At 59.4% G+C, this 23,710-nt stretch carries 23 protein-coding genes and 5 tRNA genes; 10 read left to right on the top strand and 18 right to left on the bottom strand.

Going from position 1 to position 23,710, the window contains the following annotated elements; all coding sequences use genetic code 11:
* Window positions 1–167: 167 nt before the first annotated feature.
* The 4 genes from rplI to rpsF all read right to left on the bottom strand — a co-directional run bounded on the left by rplI (window position 168) and on the right by rpsF (window position 1,856).
* A complete protein-coding gene (rplI, locus tag FGQ61_RS01085) occupies window positions 168–707 on the bottom strand; it encodes a 50S ribosomal protein L9 (protein WP_022094073.1) in 540 nt (179 codons plus the stop codon).
* 15 nt (window positions 708–722) lie between these two features.
* The gene (rpsR, locus tag FGQ61_RS01080; RefSeq protein WP_006235829.1) at window positions 723–989 is read right to left on the bottom strand and encodes a 30S ribosomal protein S18; all 267 of its coding nucleotides are present in this window, start codon (window positions 987–989) and stop codon (window positions 723–725) included.
* A 72-nt stretch (window positions 990–1,061) separates the two neighbouring features.
* Window positions 1,062–1,514, bottom strand: coding sequence for a single-stranded DNA-binding protein (locus tag FGQ61_RS01075; RefSeq protein ID WP_006235830.1), 453 nt, complete (start codon window positions 1,512–1,514; stop codon window positions 1,062–1,064).
* A 48-nt stretch (window positions 1,515–1,562) separates the two neighbouring features.
* Entirely contained in the window at window positions 1,563–1,856 is a 294-nt protein-coding gene (gene rpsF / locus FGQ61_RS01070; RefSeq protein ID WP_006235831.1) for a 30S ribosomal protein S6, read from the bottom strand.
* Window positions 1,857–2,361: 505 nt separating this feature from the next.
* Between rpsF and FGQ61_RS01065 the strand changes: the two genes are divergently transcribed.
* The 5 genes from FGQ61_RS01065 to FGQ61_RS01045 all read left to right on the top strand — a co-directional run bounded on the left by FGQ61_RS01065 (window position 2,362) and on the right by FGQ61_RS01045 (window position 5,989).
* Window positions 2,362–2,452: transfer RNA gene (locus FGQ61_RS01065), tRNA-Ser, on the top strand.
* Window positions 2,453–2,500: 48 nt separating this feature from the next.
* Window positions 2,501–2,591, top strand: a tRNA-Ser gene (locus tag FGQ61_RS01060).
* Window positions 2,592–2,835: 244 nt separating this feature from the next.
* Window positions 2,836–3,843 carry a PDDEXK family nuclease gene (locus tag FGQ61_RS01055; RefSeq protein WP_138374282.1) on the top strand — a complete coding sequence of 336 codons (1,008 nt, stop codon included), beginning with the start codon at window positions 2,836–2,838 and terminating at the stop codon, window positions 3,841–3,843.
* 204 nt (window positions 3,844–4,047) lie between these two features.
* Entirely contained in the window at window positions 4,048–4,737 is a 690-nt protein-coding gene (locus tag FGQ61_RS01050; protein ID WP_229025829.1) for a trimeric intracellular cation channel family protein, read from the top strand.
* Window positions 4,738–4,843: 106 nt separating this feature from the next.
* Window positions 4,844–5,989 (top strand): DUF8173 domain-containing protein, encoded by a 1,146-nt coding sequence (locus FGQ61_RS01045; RefSeq protein ID WP_138374281.1) that lies wholly within the window; start codon window positions 4,844–4,846, stop codon window positions 5,987–5,989.
* A 128-nt stretch (window positions 5,990–6,117) separates the two neighbouring features.
* Here the strand turns inward: FGQ61_RS01045 and typA are convergent, their stop codons facing one another.
* The 14 genes from typA to FGQ61_RS00975 form a co-directional block, all read right to left on the bottom strand.
* Window positions 6,118–7,956 carry a translational GTPase TypA gene (typA, locus tag FGQ61_RS01040; RefSeq protein WP_006235837.1) on the bottom strand — a complete coding sequence of 613 codons (1,839 nt, stop codon included), beginning with the start codon at window positions 7,954–7,956 and terminating at the stop codon, window positions 6,118–6,120.
* A 117-nt stretch (window positions 7,957–8,073) separates the two neighbouring features.
* On the bottom strand, window positions 8,074–8,523 hold the full coding sequence (locus FGQ61_RS01035) for a hypothetical protein (RefSeq protein ID WP_089572580.1): 450 nt from the start codon (window positions 8,521–8,523) through the stop codon (window positions 8,074–8,076).
* Window positions 8,524–8,553: 30 nt separating this feature from the next.
* A complete protein-coding gene (locus FGQ61_RS01030; RefSeq protein WP_138374280.1) occupies window positions 8,554–8,910 on the bottom strand; it encodes a hypothetical protein in 357 nt (118 codons plus the stop codon).
* 33 nt (window positions 8,911–8,943) lie between these two features.
* On the bottom strand, window positions 8,944–9,444 hold the full coding sequence (locus FGQ61_RS01025) for a bifunctional nuclease family protein (RefSeq protein WP_138374279.1): 501 nt from the start codon (window positions 9,442–9,444) through the stop codon (window positions 8,944–8,946).
* A gap of 158 nt (window positions 9,445–9,602) precedes the next feature.
* Window positions 9,603–9,679 (bottom strand) — tRNA-Ile (locus FGQ61_RS01020).
* Between the two features lie 4 nt (window positions 9,680–9,683).
* Window positions 9,684–9,759: transfer RNA gene (locus tag FGQ61_RS01015), tRNA-Ala, on the bottom strand.
* A gap of 67 nt (window positions 9,760–9,826) precedes the next feature.
* A tRNA-Ile gene (locus FGQ61_RS01010) sits at window positions 9,827–9,903 on the bottom strand.
* A gap of 301 nt (window positions 9,904–10,204) precedes the next feature.
* Window positions 10,205–12,916, bottom strand: coding sequence for a DNA gyrase subunit A (gene gyrA, locus FGQ61_RS01005; RefSeq protein ID WP_138374340.1), 2,712 nt, complete (start codon window positions 12,914–12,916; stop codon window positions 10,205–10,207).
* A gap of 41 nt (window positions 12,917–12,957) precedes the next feature.
* On the bottom strand, window positions 12,958–14,988 hold the full coding sequence (gene gyrB / locus FGQ61_RS01000; RefSeq protein WP_055310298.1) for a DNA topoisomerase (ATP-hydrolyzing) subunit B: 2,031 nt from the start codon (window positions 14,986–14,988) through the stop codon (window positions 12,958–12,960).
* 105 nt (window positions 14,989–15,093) lie between these two features.
* A complete protein-coding gene (locus FGQ61_RS00995; protein WP_055310299.1) occupies window positions 15,094–15,657 on the bottom strand; it encodes a DciA family protein in 564 nt (187 codons plus the stop codon).
* A complete protein-coding gene (gene recF / locus FGQ61_RS00990) occupies window positions 15,644–16,750 on the bottom strand; it encodes a DNA replication/repair protein RecF (protein ID WP_055310300.1) in 1,107 nt (368 codons plus the stop codon). Before recF ends, FGQ61_RS00995 begins: the two co-directional genes overlap by 14 nt.
* Window positions 16,751–16,760: 10 nt before the next feature.
* Window positions 16,761–17,864, bottom strand: coding sequence for a DNA polymerase III subunit beta (dnaN, locus tag FGQ61_RS00985; protein ID WP_022094338.1), 1,104 nt, complete (start codon window positions 17,862–17,864; stop codon window positions 16,761–16,763).
* A 238-nt stretch (window positions 17,865–18,102) separates the two neighbouring features.
* A complete protein-coding gene (locus tag FGQ61_RS00980; protein WP_138374278.1) occupies window positions 18,103–19,827 on the bottom strand; it encodes a DnaA ATPase domain-containing protein in 1,725 nt (574 codons plus the stop codon).
* A 15-nt stretch (window positions 19,828–19,842) separates the two neighbouring features.
* Window positions 19,843–21,267 (bottom strand): ATP-binding protein, encoded by a 1,425-nt coding sequence (locus FGQ61_RS00975; RefSeq protein ID WP_229025827.1) that lies wholly within the window; start codon window positions 21,265–21,267, stop codon window positions 19,843–19,845.
* A 273-nt stretch (window positions 21,268–21,540) separates the two neighbouring features.
* Here FGQ61_RS00975 and rpmH point away from each other — a divergent pair, with 273 nt between their 5' ends.
* Genes rpmH through FGQ61_RS00950 form a run of 5 tightly spaced genes read left to right on the top strand, consistent with a single transcriptional unit; the run spans window position 21,541 to window position 23,669 of the window.
* Window positions 21,541–21,675 carry a 50S ribosomal protein L34 gene (gene rpmH / locus FGQ61_RS00970; protein WP_019127408.1) on the top strand — a complete coding sequence of 45 codons (135 nt, stop codon included), beginning with the start codon at window positions 21,541–21,543 and terminating at the stop codon, window positions 21,673–21,675.
* Between the two features lie 20 nt (window positions 21,676–21,695).
* On the top strand, window positions 21,696–22,034 hold the full coding sequence (gene rnpA, locus FGQ61_RS00965; protein ID WP_006236191.1) for a ribonuclease P protein component: 339 nt from the start codon (window positions 21,696–21,698) through the stop codon (window positions 22,032–22,034).
* Window positions 22,031–22,255: a membrane protein insertion efficiency factor YidD gene (gene yidD, locus FGQ61_RS00960; protein ID WP_138374277.1), complete on the top strand. Its 225-nt coding sequence runs from the start codon at window positions 22,031–22,033 to the stop codon at window positions 22,253–22,255. The genes rnpA and yidD overlap by 4 nt, the downstream gene beginning before the upstream one ends.
* A gap of 29 nt (window positions 22,256–22,284) precedes the next feature.
* Window positions 22,285–23,055 (top strand): YidC/Oxa1 family membrane protein insertase, encoded by a 771-nt coding sequence (locus FGQ61_RS00955; protein WP_035136499.1) that lies wholly within the window; start codon window positions 22,285–22,287, stop codon window positions 23,053–23,055.
* A gap of 44 nt (window positions 23,056–23,099) precedes the next feature.
* A complete protein-coding gene (locus FGQ61_RS00950) occupies window positions 23,100–23,669 on the top strand; it encodes a Jag family protein (RefSeq protein WP_022093802.1) in 570 nt (189 codons plus the stop codon).
* Window positions 23,670–23,710: the final 41 nt, after the last annotated feature.

The raw sequence follows: 23,710 nt of genomic DNA, 5'->3' as shown, positions 1-23,710 counted from the left end.
GCGCCGCGCGCGGCCAATCATCACCGAACCAAACGGATGAACGGTCCCACGAATAGACCTCACCGCAACGCCCTCTATGGCGCTCGCATCGCGCTAAAAAGCAAAAAGGGCGCCCTGGTTTCCCAGAGCGCCCTTCTTAGAACAAGATTGTTGCGTTGCAGCAAATGCTACTCGGCAGCAGCCTCAGTCTCGACCTCGGCGGTCTCGGCCTCGGCGACCTCAGCGGCCTCCTCGACCTCAGCCTCGGCAGCGAGCTCCTCGGCGGTAACGCCGACGAGAACGACAACCTCGGCCTTGATCTCGCGGTACAGCGAGATGGCAACGGTGTGGGCACCGGCAACCTTGATGGGCTTACCGAGCTCGACGCGCTTGCGGTCGATGTCCATACCGAGCTGAGCCTTGATGGCATCAGCGATCATAGCGGCGGTAACGGAGCCAAAGAGGATGCCCTCGTCGCCGACCTTGACGTCAACGGTGACCGTCTTGCCCTCGAAGGCAGCCTTGGTCTCGTTGGCGGTAGCCAGACGGACGGCCTCGCGCTTGGCGATGTTGTTGCGACGCTCGTCAAGCTGCTTGAGGTTGCCCTTGGTGGCGGCAACAGCGAGCTTCTTGGGGAACAGGAAGTTCTCAGCGTAACCCTGAGCGACCTCTACGACGTCACCCTCGCCGCCCTTGCCCTTGATCTCATCGAGAAGAATAACCTTCATGATGCGTCTCCCTTCTTAGCCGCGGTCGCGGTTGCCACGAGAGGAAACCACGGGGACGGTGTACGGCAGGAGAGCCATCTCGCGGGCGCGCTTGATGGCGTTGGCGATGTCATGCTGATGCTGCGTGCAAGCGCCAGTGACGCGACGGGGCTTGATCTTGCCACGGTCGGTCATGTACTTACGGAGAAGCTGAGTGTCCTTATAGTCAATGAACTCAGTGTTCTCCTTGCAGAACTGGCAGTACTTACGACGCGGCTGACGTGCAGAAAAATCATTAGCCATGTCAAAATACCTTTCATTTGGCAACTTCGGCGAACCGAAGCCGCCTCTCACTCAAAAATAGGTGAACAACCCTTAGAACGGGATGTCCTCATCGTAGACGTCGACCGCGGGCGGCGTGGCCACCGGTGCGGCAGGACGTGCTGCGGGCGCGGGAGCTGCGGGGGCGTAACCGCCCTGATCGTAGCCACCCTGGCCACCACGGGAGCTCATAAACTCGATCTCATCGACGATGACCTCAAGTTTGCTCCGGCGCTGGCCGTCGCGCTCCCAAGAGCTGTAGCGCAGCTTGCCCTCGATCGCGACCTTGTTTCCCTTTGCCAGGAAACGGCTCACGGCCTCGGCGCGGGTGCCGAACATGGTGCAGTCGACAAAGTTGGGATAGTCCTCCCACTCGCCAGTCTGCGCGTTGCGGCGACGATCGTTCACGGCGACGCCAAAGGACAGAACCTGGGTTCCGCCGGCGGTGGCGCGCAGCTCGGGATCGCGGGTGAGGTTACCGGTGATGTTCACTCGATTGATGCTCATAACTCACTACTTCCTCTTGGGGCACAAGCCCAGTCCAAAACGACAGTCTTACTCCTGGTCGTCGCGACGGACGATCATGTGGCGGACCACAGCGTCGGTGATGCGCAGGACGCGATCAAGCTCGGCGATCTGGGTAGGATCTGCGTGGAAGTTGATGAGGGTGTAGTCACCATCGGTGAGGTCGTTGATCTCGTAGGCGAGCTTGCGCTTGCCCCACTCGTCAACGGAGTCGACCTTGCCAGCGCCCTCAGCGATCGTGGTATCGATACGCTTCATAACAGCGAGACGAGTCTCGGGGTCGAGCGACGGGTCAACAAAGAACAGCAGTTCATAAGCCTTCATATTGTCACCTCCTCTGGGCAAATGTGGCTTCAGGTCGTGAAGGTGCGCCTGAAGCAGGAAAAGACTTGGTAATAATATCTTTCAACCTCCTAGGCTGCAAGAATTTGCAGCTACAACCTCATGACCTCCACATATGCCCATACTCGCACGACGTTTCATGCGCATTCCAACCAAATGCTTACCAAAAGCTTGACGAATCTGTGGACACGATACGGTGCCGTGGGGACGAGCTGAGCCAAGCCGCAGGTCAACGGGCACAAGGCTGTGGTCGCAAAATGCATACCAGCGGTCCACAGCACCACCCAAAGATTTTTAAATTCATTGCCAAGTCGCTTATGAATACCCCTTTTGAACAATTGAGTTGATCAACCACGCTGGTCGGAAGCCGTTTTTTTGGCACCTCAAACCCCACTGCAACGCCAAGCGCGGCCGAGCGTTTTAAAAAATGCCAACTTTTCTGTTTGCACTTTGCGATTCCTCGTGTATACTGACTTTCGCATTTAACGGAGAGTTGTCCGAGTGGCCGAAGGAGCACGATTGGAAATCGTGTAGGCGTCAAAAGCGTCTCCAGGGTTCAAATCCCTGACTCTCCGCCAGTTAATTCCAAAGCAGGCCTTCGAGCCTGCTTTGTTTTTACCCCACGCGGAGGGGTGGCAGAGTGGTTGAATGCGGCGGTCTCGAAAACCGTTTGGCCTGTATAAGGTCACGAGGGTTCGAATCCCTCCTCCTCCGCCATTTAGATTGAGAAAGCTCCCGGTATTGGGGGCTTTTTTGTTATCGAATCCTCTCTTGGCCGCACGTCCCAACCAACCATGTACATCACCCTCCAAAAACGACATTTTTCGACATCTTTGGAGGCTGATGTACACCTTTGCATATCGCGCTCGGCGCACGATTGGCCATTTTGCCAGCATTCGGTATATTTCCTCACTTCAACGGACATAAGGACTGCATATCGGCATAAAGCGAGAGGTCCCTAATGGATACTCCTGTTCTCATTTCGCATAAAACGGCATGGCTCGTCCATCATGCACCGCGGAACCTGGTTCAAGCCGTCGCACAACGCGACTACCAGATAGGCGTGCGGGGCCTCTCTACCCAGCAACGCATCGCGCGCATTCGGCAGGCACTTACCGACTGCGGCATTCCGTCCACCATGCTCAAGACTATCGACATCTCCGTAGTATTTGCTTTCGAGCGAATTCGCACCAACGGTGTCACTTGCCACGTTCTCGGCCAAAACCTACCCTACGACCATATTGACGAGCTTACGCCCGGCATCTTTATCACCGACGAAGCCTTCACCTTCGTGCTCGCTGCCGAGTGGATGGATAGGATCGAATACCTCGAGTATGGTTACGAAGTTTGCGGCGACTATCGCATGGGGCTCAATCCCTCTGACCCTTACACCGAGCAACCAGCCACCACCTCCAAGGACGAAATTGTCGAGCTACTCGATCGGCACCCTGGCAAACCCGGCGCCACACGCGCCAGACTCGCGCTCAGACACATCTACGACCACTCAGCCTCGCCCATGGAGACCGCATCGTCCATCGCCCTCTCGCTCCCAACAAGCGAAGGCGGCGTTGGCATCCGAGGTATCGAACTCAACAAACCGCTCGAAATCCCTCAACGTCTCTGGCATTGCACAAAAGCCCGATCGCTCAAAATCGACGCTCTTGTTACTTATCAGCGCAGAGAACTCGGCATCGAATATAAGGGCGGTTTTCACGACGAGACCGAGCGCAAGGGCGCAGATGCGGAACGAGAGGCCGTACTCGTCCAAATGGGATATCGAATCGTTACGCTCACCTCGGCACAGTTCGCAAGTCAACTTGCCTTTCATCGCGCCATGAACAGCATTCGCGAAGCACTCGGTATGCCCCGCTGCACGGACGCCGAGTACCAGCGAAAGCAAAACGAACTGCGCAAGGCACTTATCCGCAACTGGAAGAGCGCGCAGGGCGAAGACACACCTTCCGAGTAGCGTCTTCCCAGCACACCCCAACCAAAACATGTACACCACCCTCCAAAACCGACATTATTTGACATCTTTGGAGGCTGATGTACACGTTTGGTGCCTACGCCCGCATCCAGTCCCGACCGTTTACCGAGCAATAGGGTCGCCAGGCCCGCCAACCATGTACTATGTACGGGCATTGTCTAAACCCGTAACTCAAAGGACCCCATCTTGCCCGTTGCCGCCGCTATGATCGTTACCGCACACGCCTCGGATGCCATGGTTGCCATCCCGTTTTGGCTCGAGATGTTCGCTGTTGTCGCTGCATCGATCTCGGGTGTGCTGGTTGCGCGCGAGCACAAGCTCGACCTGGTGGGCGCGGTCGCGCTCGCGGTGGTCTGCGGTCTGGGCGGCGGTCTTTTGCGCGATATGACGCTCCAGGTCGGCAACGTCTACATCCTCAACCAGCCGATGGCGCTGCCGCTTTCCATTGCCACGGCAGCCATCATCTATATTTTCCCGGCAATCGTCGACAAGCCCGAAAAACTCATTCCCCTGCTCGATATCATCTCGGTCGGCATCTACGCCGCCACCGGAGCGGACAAGGCGCTTGTCTACGGCTTTGCGCCGGCGGTGTGCATCATGATGGGCTTTTTCACCGCGGTGGGCGGCGGCATGCTGCGCGACGGCTTTATGGGCGTGGTTCCGGGTATTTTCCAACGTACTAACTTTTATGCCATCGCCGCCATCGCCGGATCGACAAGCTATGTGTGTCTCGTTATGAGCGGCATCATGAGCAATGTCGCCGCGCTGGTCGTATGCGTTGTCGTGACCATGGGTCTGCGCTGGCTCTCGCTGCGCTTTGACATCAAAAGCCCCACCGAAGAAGATATCGCGCGCTTCTTGCACCGTAAAAAGTAGACAGCACGGCACGACCCTTCGAAATGCAACCGAGAGGTTCTTTTAGAGCGCCCACGCGTTGGGTACCCTGTTAGATATATGCCGAGTATCTAACGAAGGATTCACTATGCCCTGCAATCAATTCCCGTTGACCCAGCGCCGTAAAGCATGGGGCCGCATCACCATCCTATTCGCGCTCATCGCGCTGGCGATCACCGTGCTTCCCACGGCGTCGTTCGCCGGCACGGACACCGCAGGCAACGTACTTGCGACCGACAATGACGCCAATCCGTCCGGCGTTGAGGGTGACCTGTACTGGGCCGGTCAGGCCCTCAACTTGGATGATGTGTCCATCGACCGCGATATCATCGCCGCGGGCGATACCCTCTCTATCCGCGACTGCACGGTGGGTGGCGCCGTCCGCTTGGCGGCACGCACTATCGATATCGCCAAGACCACGGTTGACGGCAGCGTTACGGTTGCCGGCCAGCACATCATCCTCAACACCGATAGCACTGCCAGTTGCTTCTACGCAGTGGGCGAGACGGTCGCCCTGCGCGGTTCCGTCAAGTCGGCAGCGCTCGCGGGCGACACGGTGACTATCGACGGCACGGTCAATGGCGATGTCGAGGTTTGGGCCGACAAGCTCATCCTGGGCAAGAACGCCCACATCACCGGCACCGTGAACGCGCACGTCTCCGAGGACCCCGAGCGTGCCGCAGGCGCCGAGGTAGGCGCGCTCAAGATCGAGCGCACCGAGAACGAGGATACTTCCACCGTTAACGATGTCATCGGCGGTATCGTCGCCGCGGCACTCTCGACCTGCTTTGTCGCCCTGCTGCTCGAGCTCGTCTTTCCGCGCGCGACCGCCAGCGCCGCCGGCATGCTCCACCAGCGCCCCATGCCCCTGTGGGTGAGCGGTCTTCTGAGCACGATTGCTATCGTCCCCGCCGTCCTACTGCTGATTATCTCTATCGCTGGTCTGTCGCTTGCCGGAGCCCTCTTGTGCGGCGTTATCGGCATCGCGTTGGTGTCGAGTGCCTTTGCGGGGTGTGCGATCGCCCGCATGGTCGGACACAGCCAAAACCGCTACGCCATGGCAGCCGTGGGCGGCGTAATCGCAGGCGCCCTCACGGGGCTTCCCCTCGTAGGTGACTTCATCAGCGGCGTAGCCTTTGTCTTTATGCTCGGCTACGTTATCCAGATCATCTGGCGCAACGCCCACCTCAAGCCGCAGCAGCCGGCTAACATGCCAGGACTCCCCACCGCTTAGCCACCAACCACCACAAAGGGACCAGGCACCTTTGTGGTGGTGCAGACCAGCTCAGTCCCTATGCACAAAAAGGGCGCCGACCATTACGGTCGACGCCCTTTCTTGTTAGACGCTATAAAGTCCAGCGCTTATTTGTTGACCTGGCCGGCGCGGACGGCGGCCTTCTTGCGGTCGGTGGCGTTGAGCAGGCGCTTGCGCAGGCGGATGTTCTTGGGGGTAATCTCAACCAGCTCGTCGTCGGCGATGTACTCCAGCGCCTCCTCCAGCGAGAAGGTGCGGGGCGGCACCAGCTGAACGGAGATATCGGAGGTCGAGGAACGCTGGTTGCCCAGGTTCTTGGTACGGGCGATGTTGACGACCATGTCGCCAGCCTTGCTGCGCTCGCCCACGATCATGCCCTCGTAGCACTCGGTGCCCGGCTCAACAAAAAGCTGGCCGCGCTCCTGCAGCGTACCCAGAGCATAGGCAACGGCCTTCTCGGTGGTCATGGAGATCATTGCGCCGTTCTGACGGTTGCCGATCTCGCCGGCGTAGGGACCGTACTCCAGGAAGGTGTGGTAGAACACGCCCTCGCCGTGGGTGACGTTCATGATGCGGTTCTTAAGGCCCATGATGCCGCGGGTCGGGATCTTAAACTCGAGGTGCGTCACGATACCCGAGGTATCCATGCTCGTCATGATGCCACCGGAGGTACCGAAGACCTCAACGACCTTGCCCGAGTACTCGTCCGGGCACTCAACGACGGCCTGCTCGACAGGCTCCATCTTGTTGCCGTTCTCGTCCTTCTTAAACAGAACGCGGGGACGGCCGACCTGGAACTCAAAGCCCTCGCGGCGCATGGACTCCATCAGAACAGACAGGTGCAGAATGCCGCGGCCCGAGACCTCGACGCCGCTCTTGTCCTCGAGCTCCTCGATCTTCATGGTCACGTTGTTCTCGGCCTCGTTGAACAGGCGCTCCTTAAGCTGACGGGCGCCCACGATGTCTCCGTCACGGCCGACGAGCGGGGAGGTCGAAGCCTCAAAGACGATGGACAGGGTCGGCGGGTCGATCTCGATGGGCTCGAGCTCGACGGGGTTCTCGGGATCGGTGTAGACATCGCCGATATCGGTGCGGTCAATACCCACGACAGCAGCGATATCGCCGGCGCCGACTTCCTGGCACTCGGTGCGGCCCAGGTAGTCGAAGGTAAAGAGCTGCTTGACGGTAGCGGTGGCGCTGGAGCCGTCGTTCTTGACGACCAGAATCTGGTCGCCCTGGTGGATGGTGCCAGAGTACACGCGGCCGATACCGATGCGACCGACGAAGTTGGAGTGGTCGATGGTCACGCACTGCATGGCCAGCGGGGCGTTCTCGTCAACCTCGGGCGCAGGCATGTCGTCGATGATCATGTCGAGCAGCGGGTACATGTCCATGTTGCCGTCGTTGGGGTCAAGGCGGGCAAAGCCGTTCATGGCGCTGGCGTAGACCACGTGCTCCATGGCGAACTCAAGCTGGTCGTCGGTGGCGCCCAGGTCGGCCATGAGGTCCAGGCAGTCGTTGTAGGCCTTCTCGGGGTTGGCGCCCGGACGGTCGATCTTGTTGATGACGATCATGATCTTAAGGCCGGTGTCGATAGCGTGACGCAGCACGAAGCGGGTCTGGGGCATGGGGCCCTCAAAGGCGTCGACCAGCAGCAGGGCGCCGTCGGCCATACGCAGCACGCGCTCGACCTCGCCGCCAAAGTCGGCGTGGCCCGGGGTGTCGATGACGTTGATCTTGACGTCCTTGTACTCGATAGAGATGTTCTTGGCGAGAATCGTAATGCCGCGCTCGCGCTCCTGGTCGTTGGAATCCAGGACGCGGTCCTCGACCTGCTGGTTGGCACGGAAGGCGTCCGTGGCACGCAGGAGCTTGTCGACCATCGTCGTCTTGCCGTGGTCGACGTGAGCGATGATGGCGATGTTCCTCAGATTGTCTACGCGCATGTAGTTCCCCTATCTTCTATCTATATACAACCGGCACGCGTATGCGACCCACCCAGCAATGCAACGCTCGGCGGGAATATTGAGCCTTTTACCGAAAACTCGTTTATTTTAGCGATTTTAGATGAGAGGGGTTTCCTCACCTGCAGGTTCAGGGTCGCTCCACATAAAACCATCGCCGGCGCCCATGCCCTCATACAGCACATATGCCGAAAAACCGCTCTCGAGCGTGGTTTCGAAGAAGCTCACGAGCAGAGCATCGTGATAGCCGCCGTCAATCTCGACGCAGCCGGTGTAGCCGATGGCATAGCGAGCGATACGGCCCAGGCCCTCGTCCTTAAGACCCATCTTGTGCTCGGAGATAAAGTTGGTGGCCGCCTCGAGGCACGCCTCTTCGCCGTCCTCGTCGAGCGCCGCCAGATAACGGTTGGAAGCGGCGTCCTCAATTGCCACGACCACGCCAGGGTTTTCACCGGCGGCAAGGTCGTCCAAGAACGCGCCGATCAGATCGCACACCATGGCGTCGAGCTCGGCGGAGACGTTACCGGCGTCCTGCATATCCTGTGCCATCTTTAGACCTTCCCATCGAGTCTGGCGTCATTACAGTTCTTGTGCCTCGGCGGCGATCTTAGCGGCAGCGTCGCGGGTGCGCATCATATCCATCGCGCGCTTGTCGAGCACCTTGATCTGACTGGTCAGCATGACCGCATCGACCACACCCCAGATCACGAGGCCCGTAGAGATCGAAAACCCAAGCGCACCAACTGTACCACGAAGGCGCGAGCAGATTGCCGCGACAAGGGCGGAGACGACAACCATCTTGATAAACGAGCCGCGGCGTTCGCGAAGCGTGCGGGCCTGCGTCACATAGGCAATGCGCGCCGCCTCAGAAGCCTCCGAGCGCATCTGGGCCTCGCGCGCAATGGCCGCCGCCTCAGCCGACATACCGCCGGCCATCAGCGAACGCTCCGCAGCCTGGCCGCCCCACATTTAGAAGTCATCGGGGGAGAGCGTATGGACGAACTCGTCGAACTTCTCGAACTCCCGCTCGTCGTCAACTTCCTCGGCATGGGCAGAAACGGTGCCCAGGCGATTCATGATGTCGTCCTCCACAAACATGGGGGCATTGCTGCGCACGGCAAGGGCAATGGCATCACTGGGACGCGCATCGATCTTATGCTCGTTGCCATCGGCCAACACGACAACCGTCGCGTAAAACACGGGCGGCTCGGCGCGAACGATTTCGATGCGTTCGAGCTTGGCACCCAGGGCGCCAACAGTATCGAGCAACAGGTCATGGGTAATCGGGCGCTCGGCGCGGCCGCTATCGATGCCGCGGCTGATGGCAGCGGCTTCAAACGAACCAGTCTGAATGGAAAGGGAACGCAGTGGCGCGGGCGAGTCCGATTTGCTGCAGCGCTCGCGAAGCACGATAAGCGATGGCACGGGACCGGCGGCCATGACGATGGTCTCTATGTCGACACGAACCATGGAACACCTCCGGTACGTAGCGGTTAACACGCGGCAGTCCGCCGCATTGAATAGCTATACTACCCAAACTTTCGCACAGCACACAAAACCAAAATGAGATTTATCGCAGACAAGAAAAAAGCCCCGAGGCAATGCCCCAGGGCTCTTCACAGTTTTGATGGTGGACCTGACAAGATTCGAACTTGTGACCTCCCGGTTATCAGCCGGACGCTCTAACCAACTGAGCTACAGGTCCATCATGGTGGAGGTTAGGGGGATCGAACCCCTGACCTCAGGCTTGCAAAGCCCGCGCTCTCCCAGCTGAGCTAAACCCCCACGGAGACAGTAATAAACACCCCAGCGGCGACTCGGCTCTCGCTGGGGTGTTTATTGCGAAAGAAAGTGGTGGACCTGACAAGATTCGAACTTGTGACCTCCCGGTTATCAGCCGGACGCTCTAACCAACTGAGCTACAGGTCCATCGCGCAAGGGATATATTAGACGAGTCGTTACGCGCGCGTCAACAACTTTTTTTGAAAATCTTTGAAGGGTGTTCGCCCCGGTCGCACGGCGGCATGTGAAGTCGCCTACTCGGACAGTCCTGACTCGCACAGAGAGCACATTAAGTGCTCTCTGGCTCGTGCGGAACTCGCGATCGACTTCACATGTCGCCGTGCGACCGGGGCGAACACGAGTCCCAAGGTTTTCAAAAAAGCGGTCGGCGCGCAGTGCGCCGACCGCCGATATATGGGGTCTGATAATTTTAACCAGCTAGAGTCTCTTACTCGTCTAGGAGATCTTCTGGCATGTCGTTGCCGTCGCCTAGATCGACAGGGGTTTCTTCGGGGGCGGAGCCGTTTTCCGTGGCTTCGCCTTCGGGCTTCTCTTTGGCGGCCGTCATGCGGGCCACGGCGCAGATGCGGTCGTTGTCGTCGACGGTCATCATCTTGACGCCCTGGGTGGCGCGGCCGGTCTGGCTGATCTCGTCGGTCTTGACGCGAATGACCGTCGCGCCCTCCGTCACGATAAACAGCTCGTGCTGCGGGCCCACCGTCTTCATGGCCGCGAGGTTACCCTTACGCTCGGTCATTTGAATGGTGTAGACGCCCTGACCGCCGCGATTCTGCTCCGGGTAGTCCGCGACCGGCGTGCGCTTGCCGTAGCCGCGCTCGGTGATGACGAACAGATCGCCGTTGCCGTTAGTGACTTCCATGCCCAGAACGCTCACGCCTTCCTTCATGCCAATGCCGCGGACGCCGCTGGTATCGCGACCGGTGGCGCGCACCTGGTCCTCGGGGAACATAATCGCCTTGCCCGCGGTGGTTGCCATGATAATCTTGTCACCCTCGCGCACGCGACGTACAGCGAGCAGCGCGTCGTCGTCCCTCAGGTTGATGGCGATCAGGCCGTCGCGGCGACTACGGTCGTAGGCGCTCATCACGGTCTTCTTGACCATGCCGCTCTTGGTGGCAAACATCAGGTACTCGTCGGCGGGGAACTCGCGGCAGCTGATGACGCTCGCGATCTTCTCGCCTTCCTCGAAAGGAAGCAGGTTGACGATCGCGGTGCCGCGCGCCTGGCGCGTGCCAACCGGCAGCTCGTGCACCTTCAGGCGATAGACCTTGCCCTTGCTCGAGAAGAACAGCACGTACTCGTGCGTGGACGCGATAAACATCTCGTCGATAACGTCATCCTCTTTGAGGTTGACGCCCGACACGCCCTTGCCGCCGCGCTTCTGGGCACGGTAGGCGGCCACCGGGATGCGCTTAACGTAGCCGGTGTGGGTGATGGTCACGACCATGTCCTCGTCGGCGATGAGGTCCTCGACATCCAGGTCCTTCTCAACCTGACTGATCTCGGTGCGGCGCTTGTCGCCGAACTTCTTGGAGATCTCGCGCATCTCCTCCTTGATGACGCCCAGGATCTTCTCCTCATGCGCCAGCAGATCCTCATAGTAGGCGATGGCGCGACGCAGGCCGTCCAACTCTTCCTGGATCTTGTCGCGCTCCAGGCCGGTCAGGCGGCGCAGCTTCATTTCGAGGATGGCCGTGGTCTGCTCGGGCGTAAAGCCAAAGCGCTCGATCAGGCGGCTGCTGGCCTCGGAGTCGGTCTGCGAGGAGCGGATGATGCTAATGACCTCGTCGATATGGTCGAGGGCCATCAGGTAGCCCTCGAGGATATGCGCACGCGCCTGGGCCTTCTTGAGGTCAAAACGAGTGCGGCGGGTGACGACGTCGACCTGGTGGTCGATATAGTGCTGCAGCATCTCGCGCAGGCTCAGGCATTTGGGCACGCCGTTGACGAGCGCCAGGTTGTTGGCGCCAAAGGTCGTCTGCAGCGAGGTGTACTTGTACAGGTTGTTGAGCACGACCTGCGGGATAACACCCTTCTTGAGCTCGATGACCAGGCGGATGCCCTTCTGGTTGGACTCATCGCGCATGTCCGAGATGCCCTCGATGCGCTTGTCGTTGACGAGCTGGGCGATCTTCTCCTGCAGGGTGCCCTTGTTGACCATGTAGGGGATCTCGGTAAAGACCAGGCGGCTGCGGCCGGTCTTGGTGGACTCCACATGAGCCTTGGCACGCACGGTGATGGAGCCGCGTCCGGTCTCGTAGCTCTGCTTGATGCCGGCACTGCCCATGATGATGGCGCCGGTGGGGAAGTCCGGGCCGGGCATGATCTGCATGAGCTCGTCGACGGTGGCATCGGGATTATCGATCAGGTAGCAGGTGGCCTCGATCGCCTCGGTGAGGTTGTGCGGAGCGATGTTGGTGGCCATGCCGACGGCGATGCCCTGGCTGCCGTTGACCAGCAGGTTGGGGAAGCGCGCGGGCAGCGCCACGGGCTCGGCGAGCGACTCGTCGTAGTTGGGCTGCCAGTCGACGGTATCCTTCTGCAGGTCACGCAGTAGCTCCATGGCGGGCTTTGCCAGGCGGCTCTCGGTGTAACGCATGGCGGCGGCGCCGTCGCCATCGATGTTGCCGAAGTTGCCGTGACCGTCGATGAGCGGCGTGCGCATGGAGAACCACTGCGCCAGGCGGACCATGGCCTCGTAGACCGCAGAGTCACCGTGCGGGTGGTACTTACCGATAACTTCGCCGACCGTCCAGGCCGACTTTTTGTGTGGGCGGTTGGGGTAGATGCCGCTCTCGTTCATCGCGTACAGGATGCGGCGGTGTACCGGCTTTAAGCCGTCGCGCACGTCCGGCAGGGCACGCGCTGTGATAACCGACATCGAATACTCGATGAACGACTGCTTCATCTCGCGACCGAACTCCGAAATCTGGAGCTGGCCGCCGTTGATGTCCTCGCCGGCCGAGGCGCCACGATCGACTTCGCCAAAGCTCTCCTCGAGCTCACCGTCGTCGTCCTCTTCCTCATCATCATCGGCATCGGGGTTATAGGCGTCCGGATCGCCGTCCTCGCCCTGCTCAGCACGGGCAAGCAGGCGCTTCAGATCATCGGGCATACCGGCATCGCCGGCCTCGTCCATACCCTCGTTATTGTTGATATCGTCTGCCACGTTACCTCCTCTTAAGCGTCAAGGAATCGTGCATCATGTGCATGCTTCTCGATGTACTCGCGGCGATAGCCGACCTCGGAACCCATCAGCTCGCGCACGGCGCGGTCCGCCACCACGGCGTCCTCGATCGACACACGCTGCAGAATGCGGGTCTTTGGGTCCATCGTCGTCGAGGCAAGCTGTTTGGGGTCCATCTCGCCCAGGCCCTTGTAGCGCTGGACGGTATAGCCCTTGCGCTTTTTGGTGATCTTGCCGTCCTTGGCCTTGCCGTCCTCGTCGTTATCGTCGGGGTTCAGGCCCAGACTCTGGATGGTGTCGCGCAGGATCTCGTCTTCGGGCTGGCGGCCGTTGGGATACACGTAGTGAATCTTGTTGCGCACCTTAATGCCAAAGATGGGCGGGCAGGCAACATAGACGTAGCCGGCATCGATCAGCGGACGCATGTACTTGTAGAAGAACGTCAGTAGCAGGATGCGGATATGCGCACCGTCGACGTCTGCATCGGTCATGATGATGATCTTGTGGTAGCGCGCCTTGGTGATATCGAAGTCGCCGCCGTCGCCGGCACTCGTCGTGACGCCGCAACCGATCGCGGTAATCAGCGACTGGATGGTGTCACTCGAGAACGCGCGATGGTCACCAACGCGTTCGACGTTCAAAATCTTGCCGCGCAGGGGCAAAATCGCCTGGATGTCTCGGCGACGGCCGTCCTTGGCCGAACCGCCTGCCGAGTCGCCCTCTACGATGAAGAGCTCGGTCAGCTCGGCATCGCGCACCGAGCAGTCGGCGAGCTTACCGGGCAGGGACGCCGTCTCGAGCAGGCTCTTGCGGCGGGTCGCCTCGCGCGCCTTGCGGGCGGCATTGCGCGCCTTGCAGGCCTGTTGCGCCTTCTTGACGATCTCGCGAGCGGGCTTGGGATGCTCCTCGAGGTAATCGGCAAGGCCGTCGGTCACAATCTTGAGTGTGAGCGCGCGCATATAGGAGCTGCCGAGCTTGGCCTTGGTCTGGCCCTCAAACTGCGGATCGGGCAGCTTGACCGAGATAACGGCCGAAAGGCCCTCGCGCACATCGTCGCCGGTCAGGTTGGCGTCTTTTTCCTTGAGCAGGTTCTGCTTGCGCGCGTAATCGTTGATCACGCGGGTGAGCGCGGTGCGGAAGCCCTCAAGGTGCATGCCACCCTCGGGGGTGTAGATGTCGTTGGCAAACGACATGACGTTCTCGCCGTAACCGCTATTCCACTGCAGAGAAACCTCGACCTCGCCCATCTTGGTCACAGGCGCGTCCGGGTCCGATTTGCCCTCGATGTAGATGGGCTCCTTAAAGGCCTCGGGGACGTCCTTGCCCTCGTTGAGGAACTTGACGAAGTCGATGATGCCGCCCTCGTAGCAAAACTCCTCCACGTGGGGAGTCGCCTCGCGCTCGTCGGTCAGCACGATTTTGAGGTTCTTATTGAGGAACGCCGTCTCCTGCAGACGGTTGTGCAGCGTATCGAAATCGTAGATGCAGGTCTCGAAGATCTCGTCGTCGGGCCAGAAGGTGACGGTGGTGCCCGTCGAATCCGAGGTGCCCACGACCTCCATCTTCTTGACGGTCTTGCCGCGCGAGAACTCCATCTCGTAGGTGTTGCCGTCGCGACGAACCTGAACGACCACGCGCTTGGACAGTGCGTTGACGACGGAGATGCCAACGCCGTGCAGGCCGCCCGAGACCTTATAGGCCGAGTTATCGAACTTACCGCCGGCGTGCAAGATCGTCATGACGACCTCGAGCGTCGGGATCTTTTTAACAGGGTGCTCGTCGACGGGGATGCCGCGCCCGTTGTCGACGACCGTGATGGAGTTGTCGGCGTGGACCGTCACCTGGATCTCGGTGCAGAAACCGGCCATGGCCTCGTCGACGGAGTTGTCAACGATCTCCCACACCAGGTGATGCAGACCGCTGGCGCTCGTCGAGCCGATATACATGCCCGGGCGCTTACGAACGGCCTCGAGACCTTCGAGAATCTTAATCTCGCCGCCATCGTAATCGTTTTCGTTTGCCACACGTCCTCCTTCAGTCAAGAAAATGTGTACAGCCTTACTAGTTTATCGTAAAAAAATACCCTCGGGAACGAGGGTATTTGGCTCTACAAGGCCACCAGATGCGATTTAAGGCTCTTTTTTGCTTTGCACGCCCTTGGCCCACTCGGCACTGGCTCTCATGGCATTCTCGAGGGCCTCGCGCAGTTTTTGGTCTTCGATGGGCGCCACTTGGCGCTCAATCTCGGTGCGCTCGGCCTCACTTAGGTCGGCGTGCGGAGCCGGCGGGCGCTCGGTCGTCGCCGGACGCAGGCGCTCCTTGGCGGCGGGCGGCGTGTGACCGGGCGCGGTGGTTTTGAACACCAGGCCGTCCACATGCGCACCGGCGCGCTCCATGCGCGCGCGGATGATCTCGCGCAACAGCGTCATTTCCTGCGTCCACGAGGGCGAGTCGAGATATACCAGCAGCTCATTGGACTCGGGCAGGTAGCGCAGGCCCGTCACATGGCGCCCCTCGCGCGTGCCCGAGCACACCGCATTCCAGGCGCGATAGACCGCACGAGATTCCTCTGCAGCCTCCATCTGCACGCGGCGCTCAGGCGTCGCGGCCGCCAGGATGCGCTGGCGCTCTGCGTTTAAAAATCCACTGAAGGCGACCGTTTCGCTCTCGCGCTCGTAATTAGCACGTCTCACCCATGCTCACCACCTTGGCTCGATCAAGCAGGTCATCGGTAAAATACCCCAGGTTGGTCGTGGTTATGACCGTCTGGATATCATCGCCGATCAGCCGCAGAAAAGCGCCGCGACGCTCGCCGTCGAGCTCGCTCATCACGTCGTCCAAAAGCAGCAGTGGGGCGGTGCCCAGGACATCGCGAGCCACGGCCACCTCCGCCACCTTCCAGGCCAAAACCAACGTCCGCTGCTGACCTTGGCTGGCAAATGAACGGGCGGATCGACCCGCCACGGCAAACTCAATCTCATCGCGATGCGGTCCCACCAACGTCACGCCGCGGCGAATTTCCTCGTCGGCGTGCTCATCAAGGGCAGCCAGCATGCGCTCGTACGCCCAGTCCTTCAGCTCTTCGCGATCCTCGACCTGGGGCAAATCCCCCAGCGTGGACGTATAGGTCACGTTGGCGGCCTCGCCGGACGCCACTTGCCCGTAGGCAGTGTGCACATGGCCCGCCAGCCGGTCGAGCAGGGCCAACCGGTGCACGAGCAGGGCCGAGCCCGCGCGGGCAATCGAATCGTTCCACGCGCCGAGCATCTCGCGGCAGCACCAGGCCTCCTTGAGCAAGGCGTTACGCTGGGTCACGCAGCGCCCATAGGTGCTCGCAAGATCGGCATAGCGTGCGCTCAGTTGCATGCCAAAGTCATCGAGGGCGGCACGGCGCACACTGGCGCCTCGCTTAACCATGTCCAGATGGTCGGGGCAAAACAGCACGCTCGGCAGGACCCCGCGCACACCGGCGGCAGAGCATCTCTTGCCGTTGCGGCTAAACGAGCGCTTACCGTCCTCCGCGCTCAATCCCATATCAAGCACGCGGCCGTCGCCCTCGAGCCTCAGCTCAACCTTGCACGAGTCCGCGCCGTCATGGACGAGCTCGGCGGCGGTCGGATGCCTAAACGAGGCGCCGCTCGTCAGCAGTTGCAGCGCCTCTATGAGATTGGTCTTTCCCGCCGCGTTGGGTCCCGCAAGTATCGTCACGCCCTCGTCCAGGGCAAGGCGATAGCTATCGAAGCTGCGGTAGTGCGCGACGGAAAGATCGCGGGCGAACATGGTCATAGGGCAGTTGCTAGATGCGGACCGGCATGACCAGGTACAGGTAGTTGATCTTGTCGTAGGACTTGAAGATGCCCGCCTGCGAGTAGCTCTTGAGCTCCAGCGTGATCTCCTTCTCCTTGGACAGGGCATTGAGGCACCCGAAGATGTAGTGGTAGTTGAAGGCGATGGTGCCCGACTCGCCCTCGGCCTCGACATCGATCGTCTCCTGCGCAAGGTCCTGGTCATTGGAAATGGAGGACAGGCCCATCTGCCCGTTCTCGACATCGATCTCGAACTTGACGGCGGGGTTGGCGCTCGCGATAACGGCCACGCGCTTGAGGGCGGCGTTAAAGGCGGCGACGTCGATCTTGACGCTCGTCACGCACGAATCGGGGATGAGCTGCTTGTAGTTGGGGTACACGCCCTCGATGCGGCGCGACACGTAGGTGGTGTTGCCGGCCTCAAAGACGACCTGGGTGTCGGTAGCCCCGATCATGATGGTCGCCTGGCTGGCCATGATGTTCAGCGCGTCGTTAAAGGCATCGGCCGGAACGTTGAGTTCAAAGGAGCCCTCGAGGGTTGAGGTCTCGACCTGCGTATCGCACACGGCCAAGCGGAAGGAATCGGTCGCCACCAGGCGCACGGTGTTGTTCTCGACCTTCATGTGCACGCCACCCAGGATGGGGCGGGCCTTGTCAGTCGAGGTGACGCGCCACACGCGGCCGACCATTTCGGACAAGATATCGGTCGGCAGTTCCACGGCGCTCTCGATGGCATAGGCCGGAAACTCGGGGAAGTCATTGGCATCGAGCGTGTTCAGGCGGAAAGAGCTCTTCTCACAACCAATCAGCACCTGGCGCTCGGACAGCTCAAAGGTGACCGGGGCATCGGGGAGGGTCTTGGTGATATTGGAGAGCATCTTACAAGGGATAACCATCTCGCCCTCTTCTTCGACATGTGCCGCGATGCGATGACGGATCGAGATGGTGTAGTTAGAGGTCTGGAATTCCAAGATGCCGTCTTGCGCCTTGACGAGCACGCCCGACAGGATGGGAAGGGTGGATGCCGAAGCGACGCCCTTCATAACGACGCCGATGGCTTGTGTAAGCGAGCTCTGGCTGACGGTGAACTTCATCTTTTAATACCTTTCTATAGATATAAATATCTTAATAATAGTAATAGCACTGACGAAACTGTTGATTACTCCCAAAGACGCAGGTCAGACCCAGAAAGAGAATCGACAGCAACCTGTGTGCAACGGGGGTGGTTTTCCACGTTCAAAACCTGCGCAAAACTTTTCATCACCGCGGGTTGGGTTTTAAACACCTTATGCCCGTGGTTTCGACAAGTTTTCAACAGGTGTCTCTATTTCCCTACGAGCGCAGTGTAATTTTATCGCGCAGTGACTTGAGGTCTTCGGTGACGGTGCGGTCTTCCTGGATCATCTTCTGGACCTTTTTGTAGCTCGTGCTGACGGTCGAGTGGTTGCGGTTGCCAAATTCGGCGCCCACCGCCGTGGTCGTCATTTCGCACATCTCGATGGCCAGGTAGATAGCGATATGGCGCGCTTTGGCGATATTGGCGTTGCGACGCGGGCCGATGAGCTCCTCGTGTGTCACGCCGTACTGCTCTTCGATGACGGACTGAACCGTCTGGACGTTGATCTTTTTGGCCGATGTGTCGAAGTACTGGCTGGCGATGGCGTCGATATCGTCAAAGGTGAGCTCCCCGCCCTCGCGCTCGCGGTCACCCGCCTCGCCGGCGCAGCGCTCGCAAAAGCTCTCGAGTTCGCGGATGTTGGTGCCCGAGACCTCGGCCATGTGTTTAAAGTGTTCGTCGGTCAGGTGCCCGCCGTCGCCCCCATAGGCCGCCAGCAGCGAGTCGTCGCCTGCCTCGGGGGCGGCGACGATGGTGTTCTCGTAATAGCGCTGCAAGATCTTGTATTTCATCTCGTAGCTGGGCTCTGCAACCAGGCAGAGCATGCCGGCGTTGAAGCGGCTGGTCAGACGCTCGTCCATGCTTAGGTCCTTGGGGGCGCGGTCTGCCGCGATGACGACCTTCTTGTTGTTGCGGATGAACTCGTCCATGAGCTGGAAAAAGTAGTCCACGCTCGCGCGCTTGCCGATGATGTTTTGGATGTCATCGATGATGAGCACGTCCACGCCGTGGTACGCCTGCATGATGGGAGCGTTGCTCTTCTTTTGACGGTCGAACTCGGTCATCAGGTCGTCCAGATATGCCTGGGAGTTGGCATACTTGACCTTGATCTCGGGCGACTTCTCGGCGAGCTCGTTTTTGATGGCAAGCAGCAGGTGCGTCTTGCCCAGGCCCGATTTGCCGTAGATGAATAGTGATGTGCATGTGCCGCGCTCGTCCGCGAGGGCGGCAAACTTGAGTGCCGAGCGATAGGCATGGCTGTTTTCGGGGCCGTAGACAAAGTTCTCAAAGGTAAATTTTGAGTTCGCGGCGAGCGGGGCTCCATCCGTATTCTGCTCGGCCGGCACGGTCGGTGCTGGCATGGGTGAGGTGGGGGTCGCGGCTTGCGTGGATTTAGTCGGCGCCCCGCCCTTCATCTGGTTCATCATGCGACGAAAATCGTCGGCCGAGAGCGTGTTTTTGATTGCAATGCCCGAATCCGCGCCCGCCGCTGCGTCGTGAGCGATGGGCATGTGCGTGACGGGCGCGTTCGTTGGCGTCGCCGCCGCGGTCGGCAACGGTGCCATGGTTTCACGGGAAACATCGCTGTGCTGGTGCTCGACCGTCGACGCGTCGCCTGCGGAGGCCGGCACCGCCGGGGAAGCAGCGGGAGCCGTGGCGGGCGCCGTGGCGGCAGCGGATTCCGTCGCGGCGCCTTGCGGTGCCACGATGTCGAGCGCGATCGGTGCAAAGGCGATTTCTTCCAGATAGGCCTCAATAGTCGGCTGATGCTTTTTGAGCTGCGCGATGGCAAAGCGCGAGGGGGCCTCGATCGTGAGCGTATCTTCGGTCAGGCTTATGGCCCGCGATTGCCCCAGCATGTTGATGAGGCGTGCATCTTGGCCGTCGCGCTGGCAAAAGGCGATGGCATCCCCCAGGATGATGCTTGCTTCCTCGTCCACTGTCTCTCCCGTTCTTTAGCTCTGAGCTCGCACGCGAGCGGCGCCGAGTTCGGTCAGATGGTATTTCTGGCCATGCTTGATGACCAAGCCGGCCTGCGCCAAGTCATTGAGCGTGCGTGACCAAGTGGGGGCCGAGTTTCCAAACGCCCTCGCCAGATCGGTTGCACCGCACGCTTGATTTTGCGCCAGATAGCCCAGCGCGGCGTTGCCGCGATCGCTTACGAACACGTCCGGTTGTGGCTGCGCATACTGATTTGCTGCATTAGGATACATCATTTGAGCTGCTGGTTGTTGAGAACTCTGCATCGGCGGCATTTGCTGTTGAAAACTTTGAGGCCACTGTTGGTAAGGCTGCAGAGGCATCTGTTGGGCCCAGGGGTTGTACTGCTGCTGCGGCATCTGCTGGTACGGCTGCTGATATCCCTGCTGGTACTGCTGCGGGAACTGCTGGCCATACCCCAGTGGCGGCATCTGCTGATATGGATATCCCCGTTGGTACGGCTGATAGCCCATTTGCTGGCCACCCGGTGCCCCCGTCGCCTGCTGCATTGCTGCTGCATCCTGATCTGCCAGCGGCATGGCCTCTGGCATGTTTGGCGTCATCGACATAGATGCCGCCTGGGGCTCTTGTGTGGGAAGCATTCCGGGCTGCTGCATCTGCCCCACGGGGGGCTGCATCTGCTGCGTTGCCATGGGCTGCTGCGCAAAAGCTCCCGGCAGGGGATATGTGGGCTGCTCCGTCTCGGGCCGCACGGCAGCACCGCGTCCGCCGGCACGCTCGATTTCCTGCACGCGTTTAGGGTTCAGGCTTACCGTAACCACGGTGCCGTTGCCCATGTTGTCCTCGATGGATACGGCACCGCCGGCGTTTTCCAAATACTCCTGCACCATGGGAAACCCTGCTCCGGTTCCACGGATATAGCGCTTCATCTTGCTGTTTGCGCTGGTAACGCCAAAGTCGAAAGCGCGTTCCTTGTCGTCGATGCCGGGTCCTTGGTCAGCAAAGCGGATGGTGTCTCCGCCGTCCAGAATCGAGATGATGGGCTCTGCAAAGTGTGCGTGGATAAAGTTTTCGACAATCTCGCGGATGACCATGAGCGAGATATGGCCACCTTGTTCTTTCATGCACTGGTAGACGGTGTTGGTCGTCTCTTCCAAATACGTGCGGACATCTTGCGGATCGATGACGATCACACGCGGTGTCGACAGCATGTCGTCATAGACGGCGATGCGCGCGGCGTACATGGCTTTTGGCGCCTGCGTTGTCGTCTGTTCACCTTCGTCACGCTCTTCGCGCACGCCGGTGATGTGCTCGTTGTCGGGTGCCGGGTCTCCGGAATCGACCATGGTGTAAAAGTCGTCAGACATGCCGCTCGCAATCTTCCAAAAGGTTTCGAACAAATAGTAGCTCACCGTGCAATGTTTCTCATCTTTCGACAAACTTTCAAAACCTGTTGAAAACTTTGGAAAACGGACGAAAAGTTCTCAACATTGCCAACATGACCTGTTGAAAACTCGATGAAATATCGTGAAAAGTTGCCATGCACCGCTAAATCGAGCTTGGCTTATGGGGGAACCGTGTGAACTGCGCAACCTTTTACCTTTGATTTCTTGACATTTGAACATTGATTTCCCTACAATCTTCAAGCTCACGTGTCTATATCTGCGTCCGCGTCCCCGCGGACACTCGAAATGCAGCAGGAGGAACTTAAGATGAAGCGTACGTATCAGCCTAATAAGCGTAAGCGTGCCAAGACCCATGGCTTCCGTGCCCGTATGGCCACTAAGGGTGGTCGTGCCGTGCTCGCCCGTCGTCGCGCCAAGGGCCGCAAGCGTCTCACTGTCTAGCAGCGATACACACATCTCGCATGAAGACTATTAAGTCTCGGCAAGATTTCGAGCATGTGTTCAGTCAGGGGCGTCGTTTCAATCACCCTCTGATTCGAATGACCATATGTGAATCGGTTGGCGAAGGCGACTCCGGAAGGGTCGCCTTCGTTGGTGCTAAGCGACTCGGTTGTGCCGTCGTGCGCAACCGATCTAAGCGTGTGATGCGCGAGGCCGCCCGTAGCTGCGGATTTCCCGTTGCGGGTTATGACATCATCTTGTTTGCAACTCCCAAGACGAGGGTTTCCTCGCCGCAGGAGATGGACAAGGCGTTGCGTTCGCTTATGAAGCGCGCCGGCGTTGCCGGGGAGGAGCGATGAGCAATCACGTTTTGCGACGTGTTGCCATCGCTCCTATTCGCATATATAAACAGGTTATTTCGCCCTTATTGCCTGACGCCTGCATTTATTACCCAACGTGCTCGCAATACGCCATCCAGGCGATTGAGAAGCACGGTGTTTTGAGAGGCTGCTGGCTTGCCGTGAGGCGCATCGCTCGCTGCAATCCCCTGCACGTCGGCGGTTATGACCCTGTGCCCTAGCGGGCACTCGCTATCGGAGGAAAACTTACATGTGGGATTGGATCGTTAACATCCTTTTCGAGCTGCTCAAGCTCATCCAGACCTTTGCGGTCGACTGGGGCCTGTCCATCATCATCCTGGTGGTCATCATCCGTCTGCTGCTGACGCCGCTTATGCTCAAGTCGACCAAGTCGACGGCTCGCATGCAGGTGCTGCAGCCCAAGATGCTCGAGATCCAGGAGCGCTATGCCGACGATCCCCAGCGTCAGGCCGAGGAGATGCAGAAGTTCTACAGCGAGAACAAGTTCAACCCCATGGCTGGCTGTCTGCCGCTGCTGATTCAGATGCCTATCCTGTTCGCCCTGTTTACATTGCTGCGCAACCTGCCGCAGTACTTTAACAACGGCACGTTCTCGTTCTTCAACATCCTGCCCGACCTGACCACCACGCCGAGCGCTTCCTTTGCCGATGGCTTTATGGTTGCACTGCCTGCGCTGGTTTGCCTGATCCTGTTTGCCGTCCTGACCCTGATTCCGCAGCTCTATATGTCGCGCAACCAGACCGGCCAGCAGGCTCAGAGCATGCGTATGATGGCCGTTGTCATGACGGTCATGATGCTTTGGATGGGCTGGAGCCTTCCCGTTGGTGTTCTGCTGTACTACGACGTCTCGTCTGCTTGGCAGGTTATCCAGCAGATTTTTGTGACGCAGAAGGTCATCGACAAGGCGAAGGCCGATGAGGAGGAGCGTCTTAAGAACGCTCCGCTGCAGGTTGAGGTCACTCGTCGCGAGAAGAAGCCGCGCCCGCACAAGAAGAAGTAGTGGGATATCAATCTTATTTAGGTACCTAACTTTTGGAGTACGTTATGTCTGAAGAGATCATCGAGGATATGCTTGAGGAGGTTGCCCCGCAGGTCGCGGGCGATTATCCCGAGATTGCACAGCGCTACAAGGCTGGTGAAGAGCTGACCGATGAGGAGCTCGACACCATTGCCGATGTTGCGATTTCCATCCTGCGTTCCATCCTTTCGCACTTCGATGCCGCCAACTCTCCTATCGATGAGTATGAGGGCGACGAGGGTGAGCTGATTTTGGATGTAACGGCTCCCGACCTTGCTGTTCTCATTGGCCGTCATGGTCGCACTCTTGATGCTCTTCAGGTTATGTTCTCTTTGCTGGTGAGCCGCAAGCTTGGCTTTAGGTATCCGGTTGTAGTGGACGTCGAGGGATACAAGAGTCGCCGTCAGGATAAGGTCGCCTCCATGGCTCAGTCTGCTGCCGAGCGTGCCATCCGCACTCATAAGAGTGTTTCGCTTCCGCCCATGAATGCCTACGAGCGCCGACTGGTTCACATTGCACTTCGTGGCAACGATGCAGTCGATACTCATTCTGAGGGTTCTGACCCTGATCGCCATGTGGTGATTGTTGCTCGATAATCTACTCGAGCTTATGCTAGGGGGACGTGGTTTCCACGTCC

This window comes from Collinsella aerofaciens (assembly GCF_005844325.1).
GTDB classification, from domain to species: domain Bacteria; phylum Actinomycetota; class Coriobacteriia; order Coriobacteriales; family Coriobacteriaceae; genus Collinsella; species Collinsella aerofaciens_G.
The sequence above is the reverse complement of the archived record's forward strand: the minus strand, read 5'-3'. Positions and strand labels throughout refer to the sequence as shown.

Coding starts and splice junctions, on each gene's coding strand:
- recF (WP_055310300.1), bottom strand. CDS start 16,750: ATGACCATGTTCGCCCGCGATCTTTCCGTCGCGCACTACCGCAGCTTC.
- yidD (WP_138374277.1), top strand. CDS start 22,031: ATGAGCAATCACGTTTTGCGACGTGTTGCCATCGCTCCTATTCGCATA.
- dnaN (WP_022094338.1), bottom strand. CDS start 17,864: ATGAAGTTCACCGTCAGCCAGAGCTCGCTTACACAAGCCATCGGCGTC.
- FGQ61_RS01030 (WP_138374280.1), bottom strand. CDS start 8,910: ATGGCCGGCGGTATGTCGGCTGAGGCGGCGGCCATTGCGCGCGAGGCC.
- FGQ61_RS01075 (WP_006235830.1), bottom strand. CDS start 1,514: ATGAGCATCAATCGAGTGAACATCACCGGTAACCTCACCCGCGATCCC.
- FGQ61_RS01055 (WP_138374282.1), top strand. CDS start 2,836: ATGGATACTCCTGTTCTCATTTCGCATAAAACGGCATGGCTCGTCCAT.
- gyrA (WP_138374340.1), bottom strand. CDS start 12,916: ATGGACGAGGCCGGCGATGCCGGTATGCCCGATGATCTGAAGCGCCTG.
- typA (WP_006235837.1), bottom strand. CDS start 7,956: ATGCGCGTAGACAATCTGAGGAACATCGCCATCATCGCTCACGTCGAC.
- rpmH (WP_019127408.1), top strand. CDS start 21,541: ATGAAGCGTACGTATCAGCCTAATAAGCGTAAGCGTGCCAAGACCCAT.
- FGQ61_RS01045 (WP_138374281.1), top strand. CDS start 4,844: ATGCCCTGCAATCAATTCCCGTTGACCCAGCGCCGTAAAGCATGGGGC.
- rpsF (WP_006235831.1), bottom strand. CDS start 1,856: ATGAAGGCTTATGAACTGCTGTTCTTTGTTGACCCGTCGCTCGACCCC.
- rnpA (WP_006236191.1), top strand. CDS start 21,696: ATGAAGACTATTAAGTCTCGGCAAGATTTCGAGCATGTGTTCAGTCAG.
- rpsR (WP_006235829.1), bottom strand. CDS start 989: ATGGCTAATGATTTTTCTGCACGTCAGCCGCGTCGTAAGTACTGCCAG.
- FGQ61_RS01035 (WP_089572580.1), bottom strand. CDS start 8,523: ATGGCACAGGATATGCAGGACGCCGGTAACGTCTCCGCCGAGCTCGAC.
- FGQ61_RS00950 (WP_022093802.1), top strand. CDS start 23,100: ATGTCTGAAGAGATCATCGAGGATATGCTTGAGGAGGTTGCCCCGCAG.
- FGQ61_RS00955 (WP_035136499.1), top strand. CDS start 22,285: ATGTGGGATTGGATCGTTAACATCCTTTTCGAGCTGCTCAAGCTCATC.
- FGQ61_RS01025 (WP_138374279.1), bottom strand. CDS start 9,444: ATGGTTCGTGTCGACATAGAGACCATCGTCATGGCCGCCGGTCCCGTG.
- rplI (WP_022094073.1), bottom strand. CDS start 707: ATGAAGGTTATTCTTCTCGATGAGATCAAGGGCAAGGGCGGCGAGGGT.